The sequence below is a fragment of the Streptomyces laurentii genome (genome assembly GCF_040635425.1).
GTDB classification, from domain to species: domain Bacteria; phylum Actinomycetota; class Actinomycetes; order Streptomycetales; family Streptomycetaceae; genus Streptomyces; species Streptomyces laurentii.
On record NZ_JBEYHT010000008.1, the window covers coordinates 167,308 to 184,635 of the forward strand.

Genomic DNA, 17,328 nt, shown 5'->3' on the forward strand with positions numbered 1-17,328 from the left:
CGTTACGTCCCTCCGGCTCGGATGAACGGCTGTGCCGACGGCCACGACGACCCGTCCATCAAGCCTGACCGGCCTGCGCCTTGACGGATCCGGCCGGGCGGCATGCCCTCTCGGATATCCGGGGGATCATATGCTTGCGCACGTGATTGCTTCGGAGATGGCGTCCTCGGGCGATGTCGGCATTATTTCCCTGATTGTTTTCTTCCTTGTCGGGACTTTTGGGGCTGTGGTGCTCCTGAATGTCAGGGGTGTTGCCGACGAATTCCATCGATTTATGTCCCCCTCGTGGTTCGGAACACTCGGTCTCACCTCGGCAGGGATGGCCAGGGCCCTGGGCGGTGTGGTGGCCGTGGTGGCGTTCGCCAATTTCGTCGCCAGGATCGGCTCGCTGCTTCTCTAGACTCGCCGTTTCCGCGGGATGGGGTCCGGATGCGGCCGATGACGCGAAAGCGCGAGCCGCGATCCGCCGGTCGCCGGCAGTGATTCCGGAGTGCCGTGAGCCGGTGGCCGGTCGCGCCGCGGCGATGAGCGCCGCGGTGACCGGCCGCCGGCGTCGGGGTCCGTGAACTCCGGACCCGCTACTTCGCGCGGTAGCCGAGCGTCGTCATCATGCCCGACTCCGAGTGGTACACGTTGTGGCAGTGGATCATCCACAGGCCCGGGTTGTCAGTGTCGAAGTCCATCGTCAGCTTGCGGCCCGGCAGGATGATCGAGGTGTCCTTGCGGACGCCGTTGGCCAGCGCGAACGTGTGGCCGTGCAGGTGGAGCGGGTGCCACATGGTCGTGCCGTTGGTGAACTCGATCCGGACCCGCTCGCCCGCCTCGACGTCGTAGCGCCGGGCCGGGTCGTACGGCTTGCCGTCGAAGCCCCAGTCGTACTTCATCATCCCGCCGGTCAGCCGGATCTTGATCGTCCGGTCCGGGGTGCGGGCCGCGAGGGCCGTGCCCGGCGCGGGCTTCAGGCGTTCGGCGGTGAGCACCCGGCCGTCCAGTTCCTTCGGGCGGATGCCGGGGGCCGGCGCGTCGCCCTTGCCGGTGCGGAGCAGGGCGAGGCCGGTGGCCCGCTTGCCCTCGGCGAGCGCGGTGAGCGGGAAGACGCCGTCCTTGACGGTGACGAGGACGTCGTAGCGCTCGCCCATGCCGAGCAGCAGCGCGTCGGTCGTCGCGTGGGTGACGGGGAAGCCGTCGGTGTGGGTCACCGTCATCTCGTGGCCGCCGAGCGCGACGCGGAAGGCGGTGTCGCCGCCCGCGTTGACGATGCGGATCCGCACCCGGTCGCCGGGCTTGGCCGTGAACTCGCTCGGGGCGTCCGGGACCCGGCCGTTGACCAGGTAGTACGGATACTTCACATCGCCCGCGTCGCCGCCGAGCAGTTCGCTGGTGGCGCCCATCATCATCCGGGACGGGCCGGTCGGCCGAGCGGGCGGAGTCGAGGCCTTGGACGCCCCGGACCGGGTCATCGACATGGAGCCGTGGTCCATCCCCGGCATGCTCCCCATGTCGTGTCCCTCGCCACCGCCCATGCCGCCCATGCCCTTGCGCAGCTCGGCGAGTACGGCCTCCGGCGTCGAGCCGTCCATCCCGTCGACCCAGTCGTCGAGGACGACGACCCACTCCTTGTCGTACCCGAGCGGCTCCTTCGGGTCCTCGACGATCAGCGGCGCGTACAGGCCCCGGTCCTGCTGGACGCCGGAGTGCGGGTGGAACCAGTACGTGCCGGGGTGCGGGACCGTGAAGCGGTACGCGAACTCCCCGCCCGGCCGGATCGCCGGCTGGGTGACGCTCGGCACCCCGTCCATGTCGTTGCGCAGGGCGAGGCCGTGCCAGTGCAGCGAGGTCGTGTCGGGGAGGTGGTTGGCGAGGGTGAGGGCCAGCGTGTCGCCCGCCGTGACCCGCACCTCCTTGCCCGGCAGGACGTCCCCGTACGCCCAGGTCCGGGCGGTGCGGCCGGCGCCGAGGTCCACGGTGGCGGGGGTGGCGGTGAGCTTGACGGTACGGACCGGGCCGCCCTTGCCCGGAGTGCGCTTGGCCTCGGCGGCGGCGACCTCGGGGCCCCGCGGGGAGACGTACGCGGCGCCCGGGGACGGGGCCGGGTCGCTCGAACAGGCGGCGAGCAGACCGGTGCCCGCGGCGGCGAGCCCGGCGCCGAGGACGGAACGGCGGGTGAACGGGGTGGAAGACATGGCGGAACGCGCCTCTCGTACGAGGAGAGAAGGGAAACGGGAACGCTTCTCCAGCCCGTTCCGCCTAAATGCGCAGGACCGCCACCCGGTCGAGGACCGCGAGCCCCGGCGGCGGCTGCGGCCACGCGATCCAGCGCACGCCCGCCGGGCCCGCCCCGAGCCGCCCGGCCCGGCGGCGGCGCGCCCAGAGCAGCAGCGCGCCGCCGAGTACCACCACAAGCCCGCCGAGCACGGCGAGGCAGACGGCCAGCGGGCCACCGGTGCCGTGGGAGGGCGCGTTCGAGTGGTGCGACGGGGCGGGGGCGGCGGAGTCCGCCTCGGCCGTCTGTCGTTGCGTCAGGCCGTGGTGCCCGTGCTGTCCCTGAGTCCCCTGGGCGGCGGACGCCGCCAGCCGCGGCAGCGCCGAGGCGTCATGCCCCGTCGGCCCGTGCCCCATCGTGTGCATCGTGACCAGGCCGAGCAGCATCGCCGCGAGCAGCAACAGCCGCTCCACGCCCCGGGCCCGCCTCGTCTCCGACATACCGGGCAGCATACCCCCACCCCGTATTGCGCCCGGCGAGCCCCCTTCGGCGGGAGCACTCTTTCGGACACGCCGGTCATCGGCCTCGTGACGATCACTGACGATCCGTCGGAGCCGACGAGGCTCCGGGCCCCGGCCGTGCCGGGGGCCCGGAGCCCACAGGAGGAGGGAGCGAGGGCGTCAGTGGGTCGTGTAGACGCTCTCGACGAACTTCGCCAGCTGCTCGTCCGTCAGATGCTGCGCCAGATCGGCCTCGCTGATCATGCCGACGAGCTTCTTCTGCTCGTCGATGACCGGCAGCCGCTTGATCCGGTGCCCCTGCATCTCGTCGAGCACCTCGGTCACGTCCGCGCCGGTCTCGATCCAGCGTGGGGTGCCCTGGGCCAGTTCGCCGCAGGTGATCTTCGCGGGGTCGTGGCCCTCGGCCACGCAGCGGACCACGATGTCGCGGTCGGTGACGATCCCGCAGAGCCGTTCGTTGCTGTCGGCGATGGGCAGGGCGCCCACGTCGAGATCGCGCATCAGCTGGGCGGCGCGGTCGAGTGTCTCGTGAGCCGGGATCCACTGGGCCCCCGGATGCATGATGTCCTTCGCCGTGGTCATGGACTCGCGCCCCTTTCGTCGCACGTGGTACGTCGTCGAAACGTTGTCGAACGTCGTTGCAGAACGTCGTGGTACGCCGTGCGCGGCCGACCGGCCATCGCCTCCAGCGGACTCCGGCGAAGGCGACGATCCGTGCGCCGCCGTCGTACACACGCCCCCGGGCTCTTTCATTGTCCGCGCGTGACGCGGCCCCCGCGACCCCGGCGGAAAGCGGGGTCACGGGGGCCGTCGTCAGGCGGCCCGTACACGTGCGTCCGAGGTGTGTACGGGCCGTACGGCGGGCGAGGCTACGCGCCGCGCGCCTTCAGCATGTCCGCCATCAGCTTGATCTCGGCGGCCTGGCCGTCGACCATGCCCTGCGCGAGGTCCCGCTCGACGCCGGGCTCGCACTTGTCCACGCAGCCCTGGGCCATGTGGATGCCGCCCTTGTGGTGCTCGGTCATCAGCTTCAGGTAGAGCACCTCGGCCTCGCGGCCGGACGCCTTGCGCAGCTGGTCCAGTTGGGTGCGGGTGGCCATGCCGGGCATCAGCGCGCCGTCCTCGGCGGCCGGGTCGGCGGCGCTCATGTCGCCCATGCCCATCCAGGCCATCGGCGCCTGGTCGGCCTGCACCTTCGGCAGCCGCCACAGGTCGAGCCAGCCCAGCATCATGCCGCGCTGGTTGGCCTGGGTGTTGGCGATGTCGTACGCGAGGCGGCGCACGTCCTCGTCCGTCGTCCGGTCGCGGACGATGAACGACATCTCGACGGCCTGCTGGTGATGGACCGACATGTCACGGGCGAAGCCCGCGTCCGCCGACTCCGTCGTCGGCGTGTGGGTCCTGGGGGAGCGGTCGGCGGAGGCGAAGGTGACCGCGCCGCCGGCGAACAGCAGCGCGAGGACCACGGCGGTGACGGACGCCCACTGTGTCCGGTTCAGTTTCACTGGCCCATCGCCTTGCCGCCCTGGCCGCTCGCGTCGACACCACCGGTGCAGGCGGCGCCCGGCTCGGGCGTCTGCGGGCCGTTGACGTACTTGGTGAAGAAGGCGTCGACGCGCGGGTCGCTCGCGCCGTCCACGGTCACCTGCTTGCCCCAGGCGCTCAGCATGATCGCGCCGGACTGGTCGTCGACCGGGCTCATCAGCGAGTACGGGGTCTTCTTGACCTTCGCGCTCAGCTTGTCGAGGTCGCCCTTGTCGGCCTTCTTGTTGTACGTCACCCACACGGCGCCGTGCTCCAGGGAGTGCACGGCGTGGTTCTTGGCCAGCGGCTTGTCGTAGACGTCGCCGTTGCAGTTCTGCCAGATCGGGTGGTGGTCGCCGCCGACCGGCGGGTTCATCTTGTACGTGACGGGGGTCTCGACGTGGTTGCGGCCCAGGTCCTTGGCGTCCCAGTCCTTCTCGCCCTCGATGGGGGCCTTGGCGGCGGCCGCCTCCTGGTCCTTCTTCTCGCTCTGCTTGTTGATCGCCCAGCCGCCGAAGCCGACGAGGCTGAGCACGACGACGGCGGACACGCCGATCGTCAGGATGCGGTTGCGGCGCTCGCGGGCCTGCTCGGCGCGGCGCATCTCCTCTATTCGGGCGCGGCGGTCGGCGTTGGTGGAGCGGTTCGCGGCCATGGTGAATGTCGTCCTTCGGAAAGTTTCGGAAGCGGGAAAAAGACACGGCGAACGGATGCGTGCGGGGGCCCTCGGCCCTTCGCACGCCCGGCGGCTTACGTCCGCAGTACTTGAAGGACGTGGAGGTCCGGCGCACGGGGCTGGGCGCCGGACCGGGACACCCGGCCGGTCAGGTGCGGCGCGGTGAGCTGGGGGAGCCGGCCCGCGAGGTGCGGGGGCGCGTCGTGCGGCGGCGCGCCGAGCACGACGGGGGAGAGGGCGGGGAAGAGCGAGCAGCCGCCGGGTTCGTACGGGCAGCTGTACCGCGGCTCGCCCCGGAAGGCCGGTACGGTCCGGCCCAGCGGCCCCGGTGTCCCGAACGCGCCCGGTGCGCCCGGCGCACCGAGTGCCCCCGGCGTGCCCGGGGCAGCCGCCATCTCCGCGCGTACGGCCGCCTGCGCGGCAGCCGTCCAGCGGTCGTGCGGGGCCCCGTGATGGTCCCGGGCGGCGGCCGGGGCGCCGAGCAGCCCCAGGCAGAGCGCGAGCGCGCCGAGGAGCGTCACCACGGCACTCGCCAGTGCCAGGGGACGCGCGTGTCGGGGCGGGCCGTCGAGCCGGAAGGCTCCCATGGGCGCCGATCGTAGTGGCAGAAGGGCCTCTGTGGGCCGAACGGGTGAGCAACGGCTGACCGGGAAGCCCGGCCGGCGGCCCGTACCGGACCGGTCCCGGACCCGTCCCGCGTTACGCGCGTCACACCGGAGCGGGCACTATGGGGGTGCGGCATCGAGCCGACATGAGCGCGCAACACGAGGGTGCGATCGCCCGAAACCATGTGGTGGGATTGTCCATGTGCCCCCCGATGCGTCCGAGGCGGTGGGAGCAGGTGGCCTGACCAGCGAGGATGGGTGTGAGAATGGACAAGCAGCAGGAGTTTGTGCTCCGTACGCTCGAGGAGCGTGACATCCGTTTCGTGCGGCTGTGGTTCACGGACGTACTGGGCTTCCTGAAGTCGGTCGCCGTGGCACCCGCCGAGCTGGAGCAGGCCTTCGACGAGGGCATCGGCTTCGACGGCTCGGCGATCGAGGGCTTCGCCCGGGTCTACGAGTCCGACATGATCGCCAAGCCGGACCCCGGCACGTTCCAGATCCTGCCGTGGCGCGCGGAGGCCCCGGGCACCGCGCGGATGTTCTGCGACATCCTCATGCCGGACGGCTCGCCGTCCTTCGCGGACCCGCGCTACGTCCTCAAGCGGGCCCTCGCCAAGACCTCGGACCTGGGCTTCACCTTCTACACCCACCCCGAGATCGAGTTCTTCCTGCTGAAGGACAAGCCGCTGGACGGCTCCCGGCCGACCCCGGCCGACAACTCCGGCTACTTCGACCACACCCCGCAGAACGTCGGCATGGACTTCCGCCGGCAGGCGATCACCATGCTGGAGTCGATGGGCATCTCGGTGGAGTTCAGCCACCACGAGGGCGCGCCGGGCCAGCAGGAGATCGACCTGCGCTACGCGGACGCGCTGTCCACGGCCGACAACATCATGACCTTCCGGCTGATCATGAAGCAGGTCGCGCTGGAACAGGGCGTGCAGGCCACCTTCATGCCGAAGCCGTTCTCCGAGTTCCCGGGCTCGGGCATGCACACCCACCTCTCCCTCTTCGAGGGCGACCGCAACGCGTTCTACGAGTCGGGCGCCGAGTACCAGCTGTCCAAGGTGGGGCGTTCCTTCATCGCGGGCCTGCTGCGGCACGCGGCGGAGACGGCGGCGGTCACCAACCAGTGGGTCAACTCGTACAAGCGCATCTGGGGCGGCTCCGGCCGCACCGCCGGCTCGGGCGGCGAGGCCCCGGCGTACATCTGCTGGGGCCACAACAACCGCTCCGCGCTGATCCGCGTGCCCATGTACAAGCCGGGCAAGACGGGCTCCTCCCGGGTCGAGGTCCGCTCCATCGACTCCGGCGCCAACCCGTACCTGACGTACGCGGTCCTGCTCGCCGCCGGTCTGAAGGGCATCGAGGAGGGCTACGAACTCCCGGCGGGCGCCGACGACGACGTCTGGGCGCTGAGCGACGCCGAGCGCCGCGCGATGGGCATCGAGCCGCTGCCGCAGAACCTGGGCGAGTCGATCGCGCTGATGGAGCGCAGCGAACTGGTCGCGGAGACGCTCGGCGAACACGTCTTCGACTTCTTCCTGCGCAACAAGAAGCAGGAGTGGGAGGAGTACCGCTCCGAGGTCACCGCCTTCGAACGCCGCAAGAACCTGCCGGTGCTGTAAGCCCGGGGCGAGTGAGCGCACAGGGCCGGCGGTCGTGAACCGCCGGCCCTGAGCCGTCTCCCGTGCCCGGGCCGTCCTGGGGCCGTCAGGCCCCGTAGCGGCGGCGGAGATCCGCGAGGGACGTGTCGACCCGCTCCCGGTCGTAGCCCCGCCACGCGATCCGGAACTGCGGCGGAGGAACAGGGGACTTGGTGGCGAACAGGGTGCTGATGTACGCGTCGACCTCGTGACGGTCGTAGCCTCGCCGTACCAGTTCGAAACCGATGGCTTCCACTGCGCGGCCCCCTCTCCCCGGTGTGCTCTTCGAGCAGCGTAGACGTCTACGCGGCGGGCCGGGGCGCCGGGCGGGTCTTCGGCCGGGCGTGGAAGGTCAAGGCCTCCGTCAGGGGGCGGTGCTTGGTCTTCTGGACGGCGGCGATGCGCCAGTCGCCGCCGGCCGTACGGATCAGGGTGTACGTGGCAAGCTTGCCGAGCCGGCGCGGGCGGGCGCCCTTGTGGACCTCGCCCCGGGTGACCGCGATCGCGGTGTCCGGGCCGGGGAAGCGCAGGTCGAGGAGGTCGACGGTGAGGTGCGTGCCCTTCAGGAAGCTCTCGAAGAGGGCCTGGTGGGCGCCGCCGATCTCGGCGGGGCCGTGGTAGACGGTGCCGGTGAAGGTGACGTCGGTGGCGTCCTCGGTGAAGTGGGCGCCGCACGCGGCCCCGTCGCCCCGGGCCCAGGCGGCGGCGCTGGACTCCAGCAGGGCACGGATCGCGGCGGTGTCGTTCTCCCGGGCGGGGGTGGTGGACGCGGCGGACATGGTGGTGCTCCCTTCGGTGACCGGTGGTATCTTCTCGAAGGAAGTCACTTCTTCCAGGAAGTCTCTTCCTTGAGGAAGGGGTTAGAGTGGGGGGTATCCCGTGTCAACGCCTTCGATGCCGACCGACGCGAGCGAGATCTACCGGCGCTACCTCAGCGCCGTGATGCTGCACGGCCACGCCGGCGCCCGGGCCGTCGACCTCGGCGCCACCGACCTCTACGCGCTCAACATCCTCGATCTGACCGGTCCGTTGACCCCCGGCGAACTCGGCGCCCGCACCGGGCTGACCACCGGTCCCACCACCCGGCTCGTCGACCGGCTGGAGAAGGCCGGCTACGTCCGCCGCGCCGCCGATCCCGCCGACCGGCGCAAGGTCATCGTCGAGCCCGTCGGCCGGCCCGGCGGGCTCGACCGGACGCTCGACCCCGCCCGGCGCCGGATCGCCGCCCTCCTCGGCGGCTACACGCCCGAGCAACTCACCGTCCTCTTCGACTACTTCACCCGCGCCGCCGAGGCCTACCGCGAGTCCGCCGAGGAACTCCAGGACGGCCCGGGGAAGTCGGCCTGACCAGCGGTTAAATCCGTTGCGCCGTACGCCCGGAGGCGCTGACACTTCCCCGCGTGACAGACACCCATGACACCGGCCACCCGAACGACGCGGACGCCGTACCGCCCCTCGTGACCGCCCGGCTGCTGCTGCACCCGCTCACCGCCGCCGAGGCCCGCCGCGTCACCGAGAGCGCCCCCGCGCCCGGCGACCGCTGGGCCGAGGGATATCCGGCCCCCGGCGACATCGCGGGCACCGGCAACTTCCTGCGCGGGGTCGCCGAACGGGGCGACCCCGGGGTCTGGCGCGCGTACGAGATCCGGCAGCCGGCCGACGGCCTCGCCGTCGGCGGCATCGGCTTCCACGGCCCGCCGGACGCCGACGGCGTGGTCACCATCGGCTACGGCCTGGTCCCCGCCGTCCGCGGCCGGGGGTACGCCTCCGAGTCGCTGCGCGCCCTGATCGCCCGCGCCCGCGAGGCGGGCGCCACGGCCGTCCGCGGCGACGCCGACCTCGACAACGTGGCCTCCCAGCGCGTGATGGAGGCCGCGGGCATGGCGTACGAGGGCGAGGACGAGCGGGTCCGCGACTACCGGGTGGTGTTCACCGACCGCGGGTGACCGCTCCCGTTCCGGCCCGACCTCCGCCCCGGCCCCGGCCGTGACGCGCCCCGCCGGACCGGCCCTCAGCGTTCCGTCAGCTCCGACGGCGCCTCCTGCACCGCCCACCCGTTGCCGTCCGGGTCCGTGAAGGTCAGGAACGCGTTCCAGACTCCGCCCCGGCCCGGCGCCCAGCCCTCCGCGCCCACGTGCATCACCGGCGACACCGCCACCCCGGCCGCCAGCAGCTTCTCGCGCGCCGCCTCGATGTCGGTGACGCACAGCTGGAGGCCCTGCAGCGAGCCCGGGGGCATCTCGCGGGTGCCCGGGAACGGGGGCATGCCCTGGATCAGGGCGAGCGAGCAGCGCGAGCCCGGCGGGGTGGTCTGGACGATCCGGACGCCCGGGGCGACCTCCTGGTCCAGGTCGACCGCGAAGCCGAGCTTCGTCTCGTAGAACTCCTTGGCCCGGTCCAGGTCGGCGACGGGCACCGGGACGACTTCCAGGGTCCAGTGCACGGCCACATCCCCTCGTCGCGTACGGGTTCCCTGCCACCCTCGCGCACCGGCCGCCCCGACGCACCCGGAAGACCTTTCGCGGCGCCAGGCCCCCTCGCGTACCCGGAAAGCCCCCGCCGCCCCGGGCTCGCCCGTCTACCGGGCCTCCGCGCGCACCCGGAAGGGGTCCGCGGTACTAGGCTCGCTCGCGGACCGATCGGGCGGTGGAGGGAGCGGCGGGATGACGGCGCCGGGACGCAGGAGCAGTACGTTCACCCGGCTGCTGCGGCACGGGTTCACCGACCCGTCCGCCGCCGAGCGGCTGTTCGACCTCGACGAGCTCGCCGCCCTGCGCGGCGACGCCGTCCTCCTCGACGCCCTCGGCGCCACCGCCGACCCGGACCTCGCGCTGCGCGGCCTGGTCCGCCTGGTCGAGGCCCAGCTGCCCGCCGACCGGCCCGCGCTCACCACCACGCTCCTCTCCGCGAAGCCGTTCCGCGACCGGCTGCTCGGCGTCCTCGGCACCTCCGAGGCGCTCGCCGACCACCTCGCACGGCACCCCCACGACTGGCAGGCCCTGGTCACCTACGAGGCGGCCGACCTGCACCCGGGTCTCACCGAGTTCGAGCGCGGGCTCGCCGAGGTGACCGACCCGGTCTCGCTGCGCGTCGCCTACCGCCGCTGTCTGCTCGGGATCGCCGCCCGCGACGTGTGCGGCACCACCGACGTCGCCCAGGCCGCCGCCGAACTGGCCGACCTCGCCACCGCCACCCTGCGCGCCGCGCTCGCGCTCGCCGAGGCCGCCGCGCCCGAGGACGCCGCCCGGTGCCGGCTCGCCGTGATCGCCATGGGCAAGTGCGGCGGCCGCGAGCTGAACTACGTCTCCGACGTGGACGTCATCTTCGTCGGCGAGCCCACCGACGAGGCCCGCGAACGCGACGGCGGCGAGGCCCAGGCCGTCCAGGCGGCGACCCGGCTGGCCTCCCACCTGATGCGGATCTGCTCGGAGACCACGGTCGAGGGCGTCATCTGGCCGGTCGACGCCAACCTCCGCCCCGAGGGCCGCAACGGCCCGCTGGTCCGCACCCTCTCCTCCCACCTCGCCTACTACCAGCGCTGGGCCAAGACCTGGGAGTTCCAGGCCCTCCTGAAGGCCCGCGCGGTGGCCGGCGACCCGGAGCTCGGCACCGCGTACCTCGACGCCGTCTCCCCGATGGTCTGGCAGGCCGCCGAGCGCGAGAACTTCGTCACCGACGTCCAGAAGATGCGCCGCCGGGTCGTCGACAACATCCCGCCCGGCCAGGTCGAACGCGAACTCAAGCTCGGCCCGGGCGGTCTGCGCGACGTCGAGTTCGCCGTCCAGCTCCTCCAGCTGGTGCACGGCCGCAGCGACGCCACCCTGCACAGCCCCACCACCCTCGACGCGCTCGCCGCCCTCGCCGCCGGCGGCTATGTGGGCCGCGCCGACGCCGCCCAGCTCGACGAGGCGTACCGCTTCCTGCGTGCCATGGAGCACCGCATCCAGCTCTTCCGGCTGCGCCGCACCCACCTCGTCCCCGAGGGCGAGGAGGATCTGCGCCGCCTCGGCCGCTCGCTGGGCCTGCGCACCGACCCGGTGTCCGCGCTCGGCCGCGAGTGGAAGCGGCACGCGGCGGTGGTCCGCCGGCTGCACGAGAAACTCTTCTACCGGCCGCTGCTCGACGCGGTCGCCCAGCTCGCCCCCGGCGAGATCCGGCTCAGCCCGAAGGCCGCCGGCCAGCGCCTCGAAGCCCTCGGATACGCCGACCCGGCCGCCGCCCTGCGCCACCTGGAGGCGCTGTCCTCCGGCGTCAGCCGCAAGGCCGCCATCCAGCGCACCCTGCTGCCCGTGCTGCTCGGCTGGTTCGCCGACTCCGCCGACCCCGACGCGGGCCTGCTCGGCTTCCGCAAGGTGTCCGACGCGCTCGGCAAGACCCCCTGGTACCTGCGGCTGCTCCGCGACGAGGGCGCCGCCGCCGAGAACCTCGCCCGGGTCCTGTCCGCCGGCCGGCTCGCCCCCGACCTGCTGCTGCGCGCCCCCGAGGCGGTCGCCATCCTCGGCGACCCCGAGGGCCTCACCCCGCGCGGCCGCGCGCACCTGGAGCAGGAGGTGCTCGCCGCGGTGGGCCGCGCCGACGGCGCCGAGCAGGCGGTGGCGGCGGCCCGCGGGGTACGGCGCCGGGAGCTGTTCCGTACCGCCGCGGCCGACCTCATCGGCTCGTACGGCACCGAGGAGAACCCCCGCGAGCCCGACCCCGGCGCCCTGGTCGACCGGGTCGGTCAGGCCGTCACCGACCTCAACGCGGCCACGATCGCCGGCGCGCTGCGCGCCGCCGTCCGCGCCGAGTGGGGCGACGAGCTGCCGACCCGGTTCGCCGTCATCGGCATGGGCCGCTTCGGCGGCCACGAGCTCGGCTACGGCTCCGACGCCGACGTGCTCTTCGTCCACGAGCCACGCGAGGGCGTCGACGAACAGGAGGCCGCCCAGGCCGCGAACCGGGTCGTCACCGAGATGCGCCGGCTGCTCCAGCTGCCGACCGCCGACCCGCCGCTGCTCATCGACGCCGACCTGCGCCCCGAGGGCAAGAGCGGCCCGATGGTGCGCACCCTGAAGTCGTACGAGGCGTACTACCGGCGCTGGTCGCTGGTCTGGGAGAGCCAGGCCCTGCTGCGCGCCGCGCCGATGGCCGGCGACGAGAAGCTGGGCGAGCGCTTCATCGGGCTCGTCGACCCGCTGCGCTACCCGGCCGAGGGGCTCGGCGAGGACGCCGCGCGCGAGATCCGCCGGCTGAAGGCCCGGATGGAGACCGAGCGGCTGCCGCGCGGCGCCGACCCGACGCTCCACGCCAAGCTGGGCCGGGGCGGGCTGAGCGACGTCGAGTGGACGGTGCAGCTGATCCAGATGCGGCACGGCTGGGCCGAGCCGGGCCTGCGCACCACCCGGACCCGCGAGGCGCTGTCCGCCGCCCACGCGGCGGGGCTGATCGGCACGGACGAGGCGCAGATCCTGGACGAGGCGTGGGTGCTGGCCACCCGGGTGCGCAACGCGGTGATGCTGGTCCGCGGCCGGGCCGGGGACACCTTCCCGTCCGAGCCGCGCGAGCTGGCGGCGGTGGGCCGCTACCTCGGGTACGGGCCGGGGCACGTCGGCGAGATGGTCGACGACTACCGCCGGGTCACGCGCCGGGCGCGGGCGGTGATGGAGGAGCTGTTCTACGGGGCGTGACGCCCTTGCGGGGGACCAGCGAGCCGAGGGCGGCCACGAGGACGACGAGGCCGAGCGACGGCAGCGGGAGGACCGCGCCGGGCACGTCGTCGATCACGTCGAGGTCGTGCCAGACGGCCGTGATCCAGGCGACGGTCCCCACCAGGACCGGGATCCCGACCCGCCGCTCGCCCGCGATGCGCAGGCCCGCCCACAGCACCAGCGGCAGCACGAGCGCGGTGTTGACGAGGGCGGTGGTGAACGCCTGGTCCGCGCCGTAGCCCTGGGGGCTCCCCAGGGTGGCGGAGGCCTGCGCGCTGAAGCCGAGCCGCAGGGTGTCGGACAGGATCAGATGCGCCGCGGCGACGGCGAGCGAGGCGACGGCGAGCGTTTTCAGCGCCCGCGATACGAGGATCACGAACGCGACTATACGTACGGTGTATACACACCATGAATAGTGGGGGGTGAGGAAGGCCCGTCGTCCTGAACCGCTTCAGGTGACGGGCCCGATGAGGACGTCCCGCTGCCGGCCCCCGCTACCGCCCGGAACCCACCCGCTCCGGGGAGTCCCGTATACCGGTGTCGGCCGGATCCGCGTCCTCGGCGCCGCCCCCCGCCTCCCGCTCCGCCGCCACCAGGACCGGCCGGGCGCCGCGCGCCGTCGACGCCGCGGGCTCCACCAGCTTCGGCAGCCGGTGCGGATGCGCGCCGTACCAGAAGTACGAGACCGCGAAGCCGAACGTCAGGCAGAGCGTGCCGCCCACCGCGTCCATCCAGAAGTGGTTGGCGGTGGCCACGATGACGACCAGGGTCGCCGTCGGGTAGAGCAGACCGAGGATCCGCGCCCACGGCGCCTTCGCCAGCAGGAAGATGGTCAGCCCGCACCACAGCGACCAGCCGATGTGCATCGACGGCATCGCCGCGTACTGGTTCGACATGTGCTTGAGGTTGCCCGAGGCCATCGAACCCCAGGTGTGGTGCACCAGGACGGTGTCGACGAACTGCCCGCCGTTCATCAGCCGCGGCGGCGCGAGCGGGAACAGGTAGTAGCCGACCAGCGCGACGCCGGTGGTGGCGAACAGGGCCGTGCGGAACGCCGCGTAACGGCCCGGCTGCCAGCGGTACAGCCACACGAGCACACCGATCGTCACGATGAAGTGCAGCGTGGCGTAGTAGTAGTTCATGCCGACGATCAGCCAGGTCACCGAGTTCACGGCCTGGTTGACGGCGTGCTCGAAAGCGAGACCGAGCGCGTGCTCGGTCTGCCAGATCCAGTCGGCGTTCTTCAGCGCCTGGGCCTTCTGCTCGGGCACCGCGTTGCGGATGAGCGAGTACGTCCAGTAGCTGACCGCGATGAGCAGGATCTCGAACCAGATGCGCGGCCGGCGCGGTACGCGGGCCGCCCACGCGGCACGCCAGGACCCGGCATCGGACCGGTCGTCCGCCACGATGGGTGACGACGACGGGGTCGTCCGACATTCCGAAGTCTTCACGGTCGTTTCACCCATGAGAGGAGAGTCTGCCAGATCGCATCCCCTCGACCGATCATCCCTCGGTCGGGTGAGAGGCGCACCCTCTCCGACTTCCGGAGTAGGGGGCTCCCGGGGGCTCCGCGCAGGTCTCGGGGCCGGGGCGGCCCGAGGGGGTGGTTCCGCCCCGAACCGCCGTACGGGAGCTAGGCGGACGCGGGCGGCGCCGACGCGGTCGACCCCCGGACCACCAGCTCCGGCATGAAGACGAACTCGGTGTGCGGGGCGGGCGTCCCGCCGATCTCCTCCAGCAGAGCGCGTACCGCCGCCTGGCCCATCGCCTGGACCGGCTGCCGGATGGTGGTCAGGGGCGGATCGGTGAACGCTATGAGAGGGGAGTCGTCGAAGCCGACGACCGAGACGTCCTGCGGCACCCGCAGCCCCCGCTCCCGGGCCGCCCGGATCGCGCCGAGCGCCATCATGTCGCTCGCGCACACCACCGCGGTGCAGCCCTTGGAGATCAGCGCGCCGGCCGCCGCCTGCCCGCCCTCCAGGCTGTAGAGGGAGTGCTGGATCAGCCCCTCGGTCTCCTCGGGGGAGAGCCCGAACCGTTCCCGCATCCCCTTGGTGAAGCCCTCGATCTTGCGCAGGACGGGCACGAACCGCACCGGGCCGACCGCGAGGCCGATCCGGGTGTGGCCGAGCGCCGCCAGGTGCGTCACCGCGAGCACCATCGCGGCCCGGTCGTCGGGGGAGACGAACGGGGCCCGCACGCGCGGCGAGAAGCCGTTGATGAGGACGAACGGGACGCCCTTGCCGCGCAGTCGGTCGTACCGCGAGGTGTCGGCGGTGGTGTCGGCGTGCAGACCGGAGACGAAGATGATGCCGGCGACGCCGCGCTCCACCAGCATGTCGGTCAGCTCGTCCTCCGTGGACCCGCCGGGGGTCTGGGTGGCGAGCACCGGGGTGTATCCCTGCCGGGTCAGGGCCTGCCCGATGACCTGCGCGAGCGCGGGAAAGATCGGGTTGTCCAGTTCGGGGGTGATCAGCCCGACGAGGCCCGCGCTGCGCCGGGTCAGCCGGACCGGGCGCTCGTAGCCGAGCACGTCGAGTGCGGCCAGCACGGATTCACGGGTGGCCGCGGCCACACCGGGCTTGCCGTTGAGCACGCGGCTGACTGTGGCTTCACTGACCCCCGCCTGGGCTGCGATGTCGGCGAGCCGCGCGGTCATGGAACGGGACTGTACCGGGTACGGATCGTGCGTGCGCAGCGCCCGCCTCTGAGCCGGTCCGGCGCCCGCCCTCGGTACACCCCGTACACGGGCCCGTATCGTTCTTGCGCAAGTTCTTGCAGAAGGTGACACCGTTCCGCCCCTGTCAAGCGGCACGTCGGCAACCTTCGGGACACGCGAATGTAACGATCGATCCTTCTTGCAGAAAATTCCCGCAAGGTCTTTCGGCCGGTTTTCAAGCCTGTTACGTTCCTGCCAGCCCGGCGCGCCGCGAGGGAGCGGTCGCATGAGGAAGGTCAAGGCCCTCGTCCAACCGGGACCATCTGAAGGAGTTCACATGCGGCGTGGCATAGCGGCCACCGCGCTGGTCGCGGCCCTGGGCGTGACCCTGGCGGCGTGCGGAAGCGACGACAAGGGTTCGTCCGGCGGCGGTTCGAAGAGCTCGGGCGAGCTCTCCGGCACGGTCACCTGGTGGGACACCTCCACGGTCGGTTCCGAGGACAAGGTCTTCAAGAAGCTCGCCGAGGACTTCACCAAGAAGCACCCCAAGGTGAAGGTCGAGTACGTCAACGTCCCCTTCGGCGACGCGCAGAACAAGTTCAAGAACGCCGCCCAGTCCGGCTCCGGCGCTCCTGACGTGATCCGCTCCGAGGTCGCCTGGACCCCGGACTTCGCGAACCTCGGCTACCTCGCGCCGCTCGACGGCACCGCCGCGCTGAAGGACGAGGGCGACTTCCTCAAGCAGGCCGCCGCGTCCACCAAGTACAACGGCAAGACCTACGCCGTGCCGCAGGTCATCGACTCCATGGGCATCTTCTACAACAAGAAGATCTTCAAGGACGCCGGTGTCGAGGTCCCCAAGACCATCGACGACCTCAAGTCCGTCTCCGCCCAGATCAAGAAGAAGACCGGCAAGACCGGTCTCTACCTGCGCGGTGACGACGCCTACTGGTTCCTCTCCTTCCTCTACGGCGAGGGCGGCGACCTGGTCAACGCCGACACCAAGACGGTCACCGTCGACAACGCCGCCGGCGTGAAGGCGATGAAGGTCGTCAAGGACCTCGTCGACTCCGGCGCCGCGAAGACCGACGCCACCGACGGCTTCAACAACATGCAGACGGCCTTCAAGGACGGCAAGGTCGCCATGATGATCAACGGCCCGTGGGCCGTCGCCGACACCTACGCCGGCAAGGAGTTCACGGACAAGGCCAACCTGGGCATCGCCCCGGTCCCGGCCGGTTCGGCCGGCCAGGGCGCCCCGCAGGGCGGCCACAACCTCGCCGTCTACGCCGGTTCCAAGAACCTGGACGCCTCCTACGCCTTCGTCGAGTACATGAGCTCGCCCGAGGTCCAGGCCCAGACGGCCAAGGAGCTGAGCCTGCTCCCGACCCGTACCTCGGTCTACGGCGAGCCGGACGTGGCCTCCAACGAGCTGATCACGTTCTTCAAGCCGGTCGTCGACAAGGCCGTCGAGCGTCCCTGGATCCCGGAGACCGGCAGCCTCTTCGCCCCGCTCGTCACCGAGTACACGAAGGTCCTCACCAACCAGACCAGCCCCGAGGCGGGCGTCAAGTCGACGGGTGACGCGTACCGCAAGCTCCTCAAGGGCTGGAAGTAACGGAAAGCGGCGGGCCGCGCGGCACGAGCCGCGCGGCCCGGTGAAGCGGGACACGGTGAAGCGGGAAGAGGGAAGGCGGACCGGCTGATGGCTGTGGAAACCAGCAGCCAGTCGGTGGCGAAGGCCGCGGGCGACGACGTCGCCCGCGGCCCGAGCCGCGGGACAGGCCAGCCGCGAGGGAAGGGCAAG

General features: G+C 72.0%; 18 protein-coding genes. 6 read left to right on the plus strand and 12 right to left on the minus strand.

Going from position 1 to position 17,328, the window contains the following annotated elements; translation table 11 throughout:
• Positions 1-142 precede the first annotated feature (142 nt).
• Entirely contained in the window at positions 143-400 is a 258-nt protein-coding gene (locus ABZ693_RS08160; RefSeq protein ID WP_359874669.1) for a hypothetical protein, read from the plus strand.
• Between the two features lie 178 nt (positions 401-578).
• Here ABZ693_RS08160 and ABZ693_RS08165 read toward each other — a convergent pair whose 3' ends face one another.
• From ABZ693_RS08165 to ABZ693_RS08190, 6 genes are all read right to left on the minus strand, one after another.
• The gene (locus tag ABZ693_RS08165) at positions 579-2,183 is read right to left on the minus strand and encodes a multicopper oxidase family protein (protein ID WP_359874671.1); all 1,605 of its coding nucleotides are present in this window, start codon (positions 2,181-2,183) and stop codon (positions 579-581) included.
• 64 nt (positions 2,184-2,247) lie between these two features.
• Positions 2,248-2,703, minus strand: coding sequence for a hypothetical protein (locus ABZ693_RS08170; RefSeq protein ID WP_359874673.1), 456 nt, complete (start codon positions 2,701-2,703; stop codon positions 2,248-2,250).
• A 180-nt stretch (positions 2,704-2,883) separates the two neighbouring features.
• Positions 2,884-3,306 (minus strand): CBS domain-containing protein, encoded by a 423-nt coding sequence (locus ABZ693_RS08175; protein ID WP_359874675.1) that lies wholly within the window; start codon positions 3,304-3,306, stop codon positions 2,884-2,886.
• Between the two features lie 287 nt (positions 3,307-3,593).
• Positions 3,594-4,223 carry a DUF305 domain-containing protein gene (locus ABZ693_RS08180; protein WP_435842369.1) on the minus strand — a complete coding sequence of 210 codons (630 nt, stop codon included), beginning with the start codon at positions 4,221-4,223 and terminating at the stop codon, positions 3,594-3,596.
• 2 nt (positions 4,224-4,225) lie between these two features.
• Positions 4,226-4,903, minus strand: coding sequence for a thioredoxin-like domain-containing protein (locus ABZ693_RS08185; RefSeq protein ID WP_359874679.1), 678 nt, complete (start codon positions 4,901-4,903; stop codon positions 4,226-4,228).
• A gap of 95 nt (positions 4,904-4,998) precedes the next feature.
• Positions 4,999-5,511: a hypothetical protein gene (locus ABZ693_RS08190; RefSeq protein ID WP_359874682.1), complete on the minus strand. Its 513-nt coding sequence runs from the start codon at positions 5,509-5,511 to the stop codon at positions 4,999-5,001.
• Positions 5,512-5,795: 284 nt separating this feature from the next.
• Here ABZ693_RS08190 and ABZ693_RS08195 point away from each other — a divergent pair, with 284 nt between their 5' ends.
• Positions 5,796-7,157: a glutamine synthetase family protein gene (locus ABZ693_RS08195; protein ID WP_359874684.1), complete on the plus strand. Its 1,362-nt coding sequence runs from the start codon at positions 5,796-5,798 to the stop codon at positions 7,155-7,157.
• A gap of 85 nt (positions 7,158-7,242) precedes the next feature.
• Here the strand turns inward: ABZ693_RS08195 and ABZ693_RS08200 are convergent, their stop codons facing one another.
• Positions 7,243-7,431 carry a hypothetical protein gene (locus ABZ693_RS08200; protein WP_359874686.1) on the minus strand — a complete coding sequence of 63 codons (189 nt, stop codon included), beginning with the start codon at positions 7,429-7,431 and terminating at the stop codon, positions 7,243-7,245.
• Between the two features lie 46 nt (positions 7,432-7,477).
• The gene (locus ABZ693_RS08205) at positions 7,478-7,954 is read right to left on the minus strand and encodes an SgcJ/EcaC family oxidoreductase (protein WP_359874688.1); all 477 of its coding nucleotides are present in this window, start codon (positions 7,952-7,954) and stop codon (positions 7,478-7,480) included.
• A gap of 100 nt (positions 7,955-8,054) precedes the next feature.
• On the opposite strand from ABZ693_RS08205, the gene ABZ693_RS08210 reads away from it, so the two are divergent.
• On the plus strand, positions 8,055-8,522 hold the full coding sequence (locus ABZ693_RS08210) for a MarR family winged helix-turn-helix transcriptional regulator (protein ID WP_359874690.1): 468 nt from the start codon (positions 8,055-8,057) through the stop codon (positions 8,520-8,522).
• Between the two features lie 53 nt (positions 8,523-8,575).
• Positions 8,576-9,121 (plus strand): GNAT family N-acetyltransferase, encoded by a 546-nt coding sequence (locus ABZ693_RS08215; RefSeq protein ID WP_359874692.1) that lies wholly within the window; start codon positions 8,576-8,578, stop codon positions 9,119-9,121.
• A 65-nt stretch (positions 9,122-9,186) separates the two neighbouring features.
• On the opposite strand, the gene ABZ693_RS08220 is transcribed toward ABZ693_RS08215, so the two are convergent.
• On the minus strand, positions 9,187-9,618 hold the full coding sequence (locus ABZ693_RS08220; RefSeq protein ID WP_359874694.1) for a VOC family protein: 432 nt from the start codon (positions 9,616-9,618) through the stop codon (positions 9,187-9,189).
• Positions 9,619-9,838: 220 nt separating this feature from the next.
• Here ABZ693_RS08220 and ABZ693_RS08225 point away from each other — a divergent pair, with 220 nt between their 5' ends.
• Complete coding sequence (locus ABZ693_RS08225; protein ID WP_359874698.1) at positions 9,839-12,841, plus strand: bifunctional [glutamine synthetase] adenylyltransferase/[glutamine synthetase]-adenylyl-L-tyrosine phosphorylase; 3,003 nt, start codon at positions 9,839-9,841, stop codon at positions 12,839-12,841.
• Here the strand turns inward: ABZ693_RS08225 and ABZ693_RS08230 are convergent.
• The 3 genes from ABZ693_RS08230 to ABZ693_RS08240 all read right to left on the minus strand — a co-directional run bounded on the left by ABZ693_RS08230 (position 12,792) and on the right by ABZ693_RS08240 (position 15,521).
• A complete protein-coding gene (locus ABZ693_RS08230) occupies positions 12,792-13,238 on the minus strand; it encodes a hypothetical protein (protein WP_359874701.1) in 447 nt (148 codons plus the stop codon). The genes ABZ693_RS08225 and ABZ693_RS08230 overlap by 50 nt on opposite strands.
• Positions 13,239-13,356: 118 nt before the next feature.
• On the minus strand, positions 13,357-14,328 hold the full coding sequence (locus tag ABZ693_RS08235; protein WP_359874703.1) for a phosphatase PAP2 family protein: 972 nt from the start codon (positions 14,326-14,328) through the stop codon (positions 13,357-13,359).
• A gap of 167 nt (positions 14,329-14,495) precedes the next feature.
• Positions 14,496-15,521, minus strand: coding sequence for a LacI family DNA-binding transcriptional regulator (locus ABZ693_RS08240; protein ID WP_359874705.1), 1,026 nt, complete (start codon positions 15,519-15,521; stop codon positions 14,496-14,498).
• Between the two features lie 337 nt (positions 15,522-15,858).
• Here ABZ693_RS08240 and ABZ693_RS08245 point away from each other — a divergent pair, with 337 nt between their 5' ends.
• Complete coding sequence (locus tag ABZ693_RS08245; RefSeq protein ID WP_359874707.1) at positions 15,859-17,139, plus strand: extracellular solute-binding protein; 1,281 nt, start codon at positions 15,859-15,861, stop codon at positions 17,137-17,139.
• Positions 17,140-17,328 lie beyond the last annotated feature (189 nt).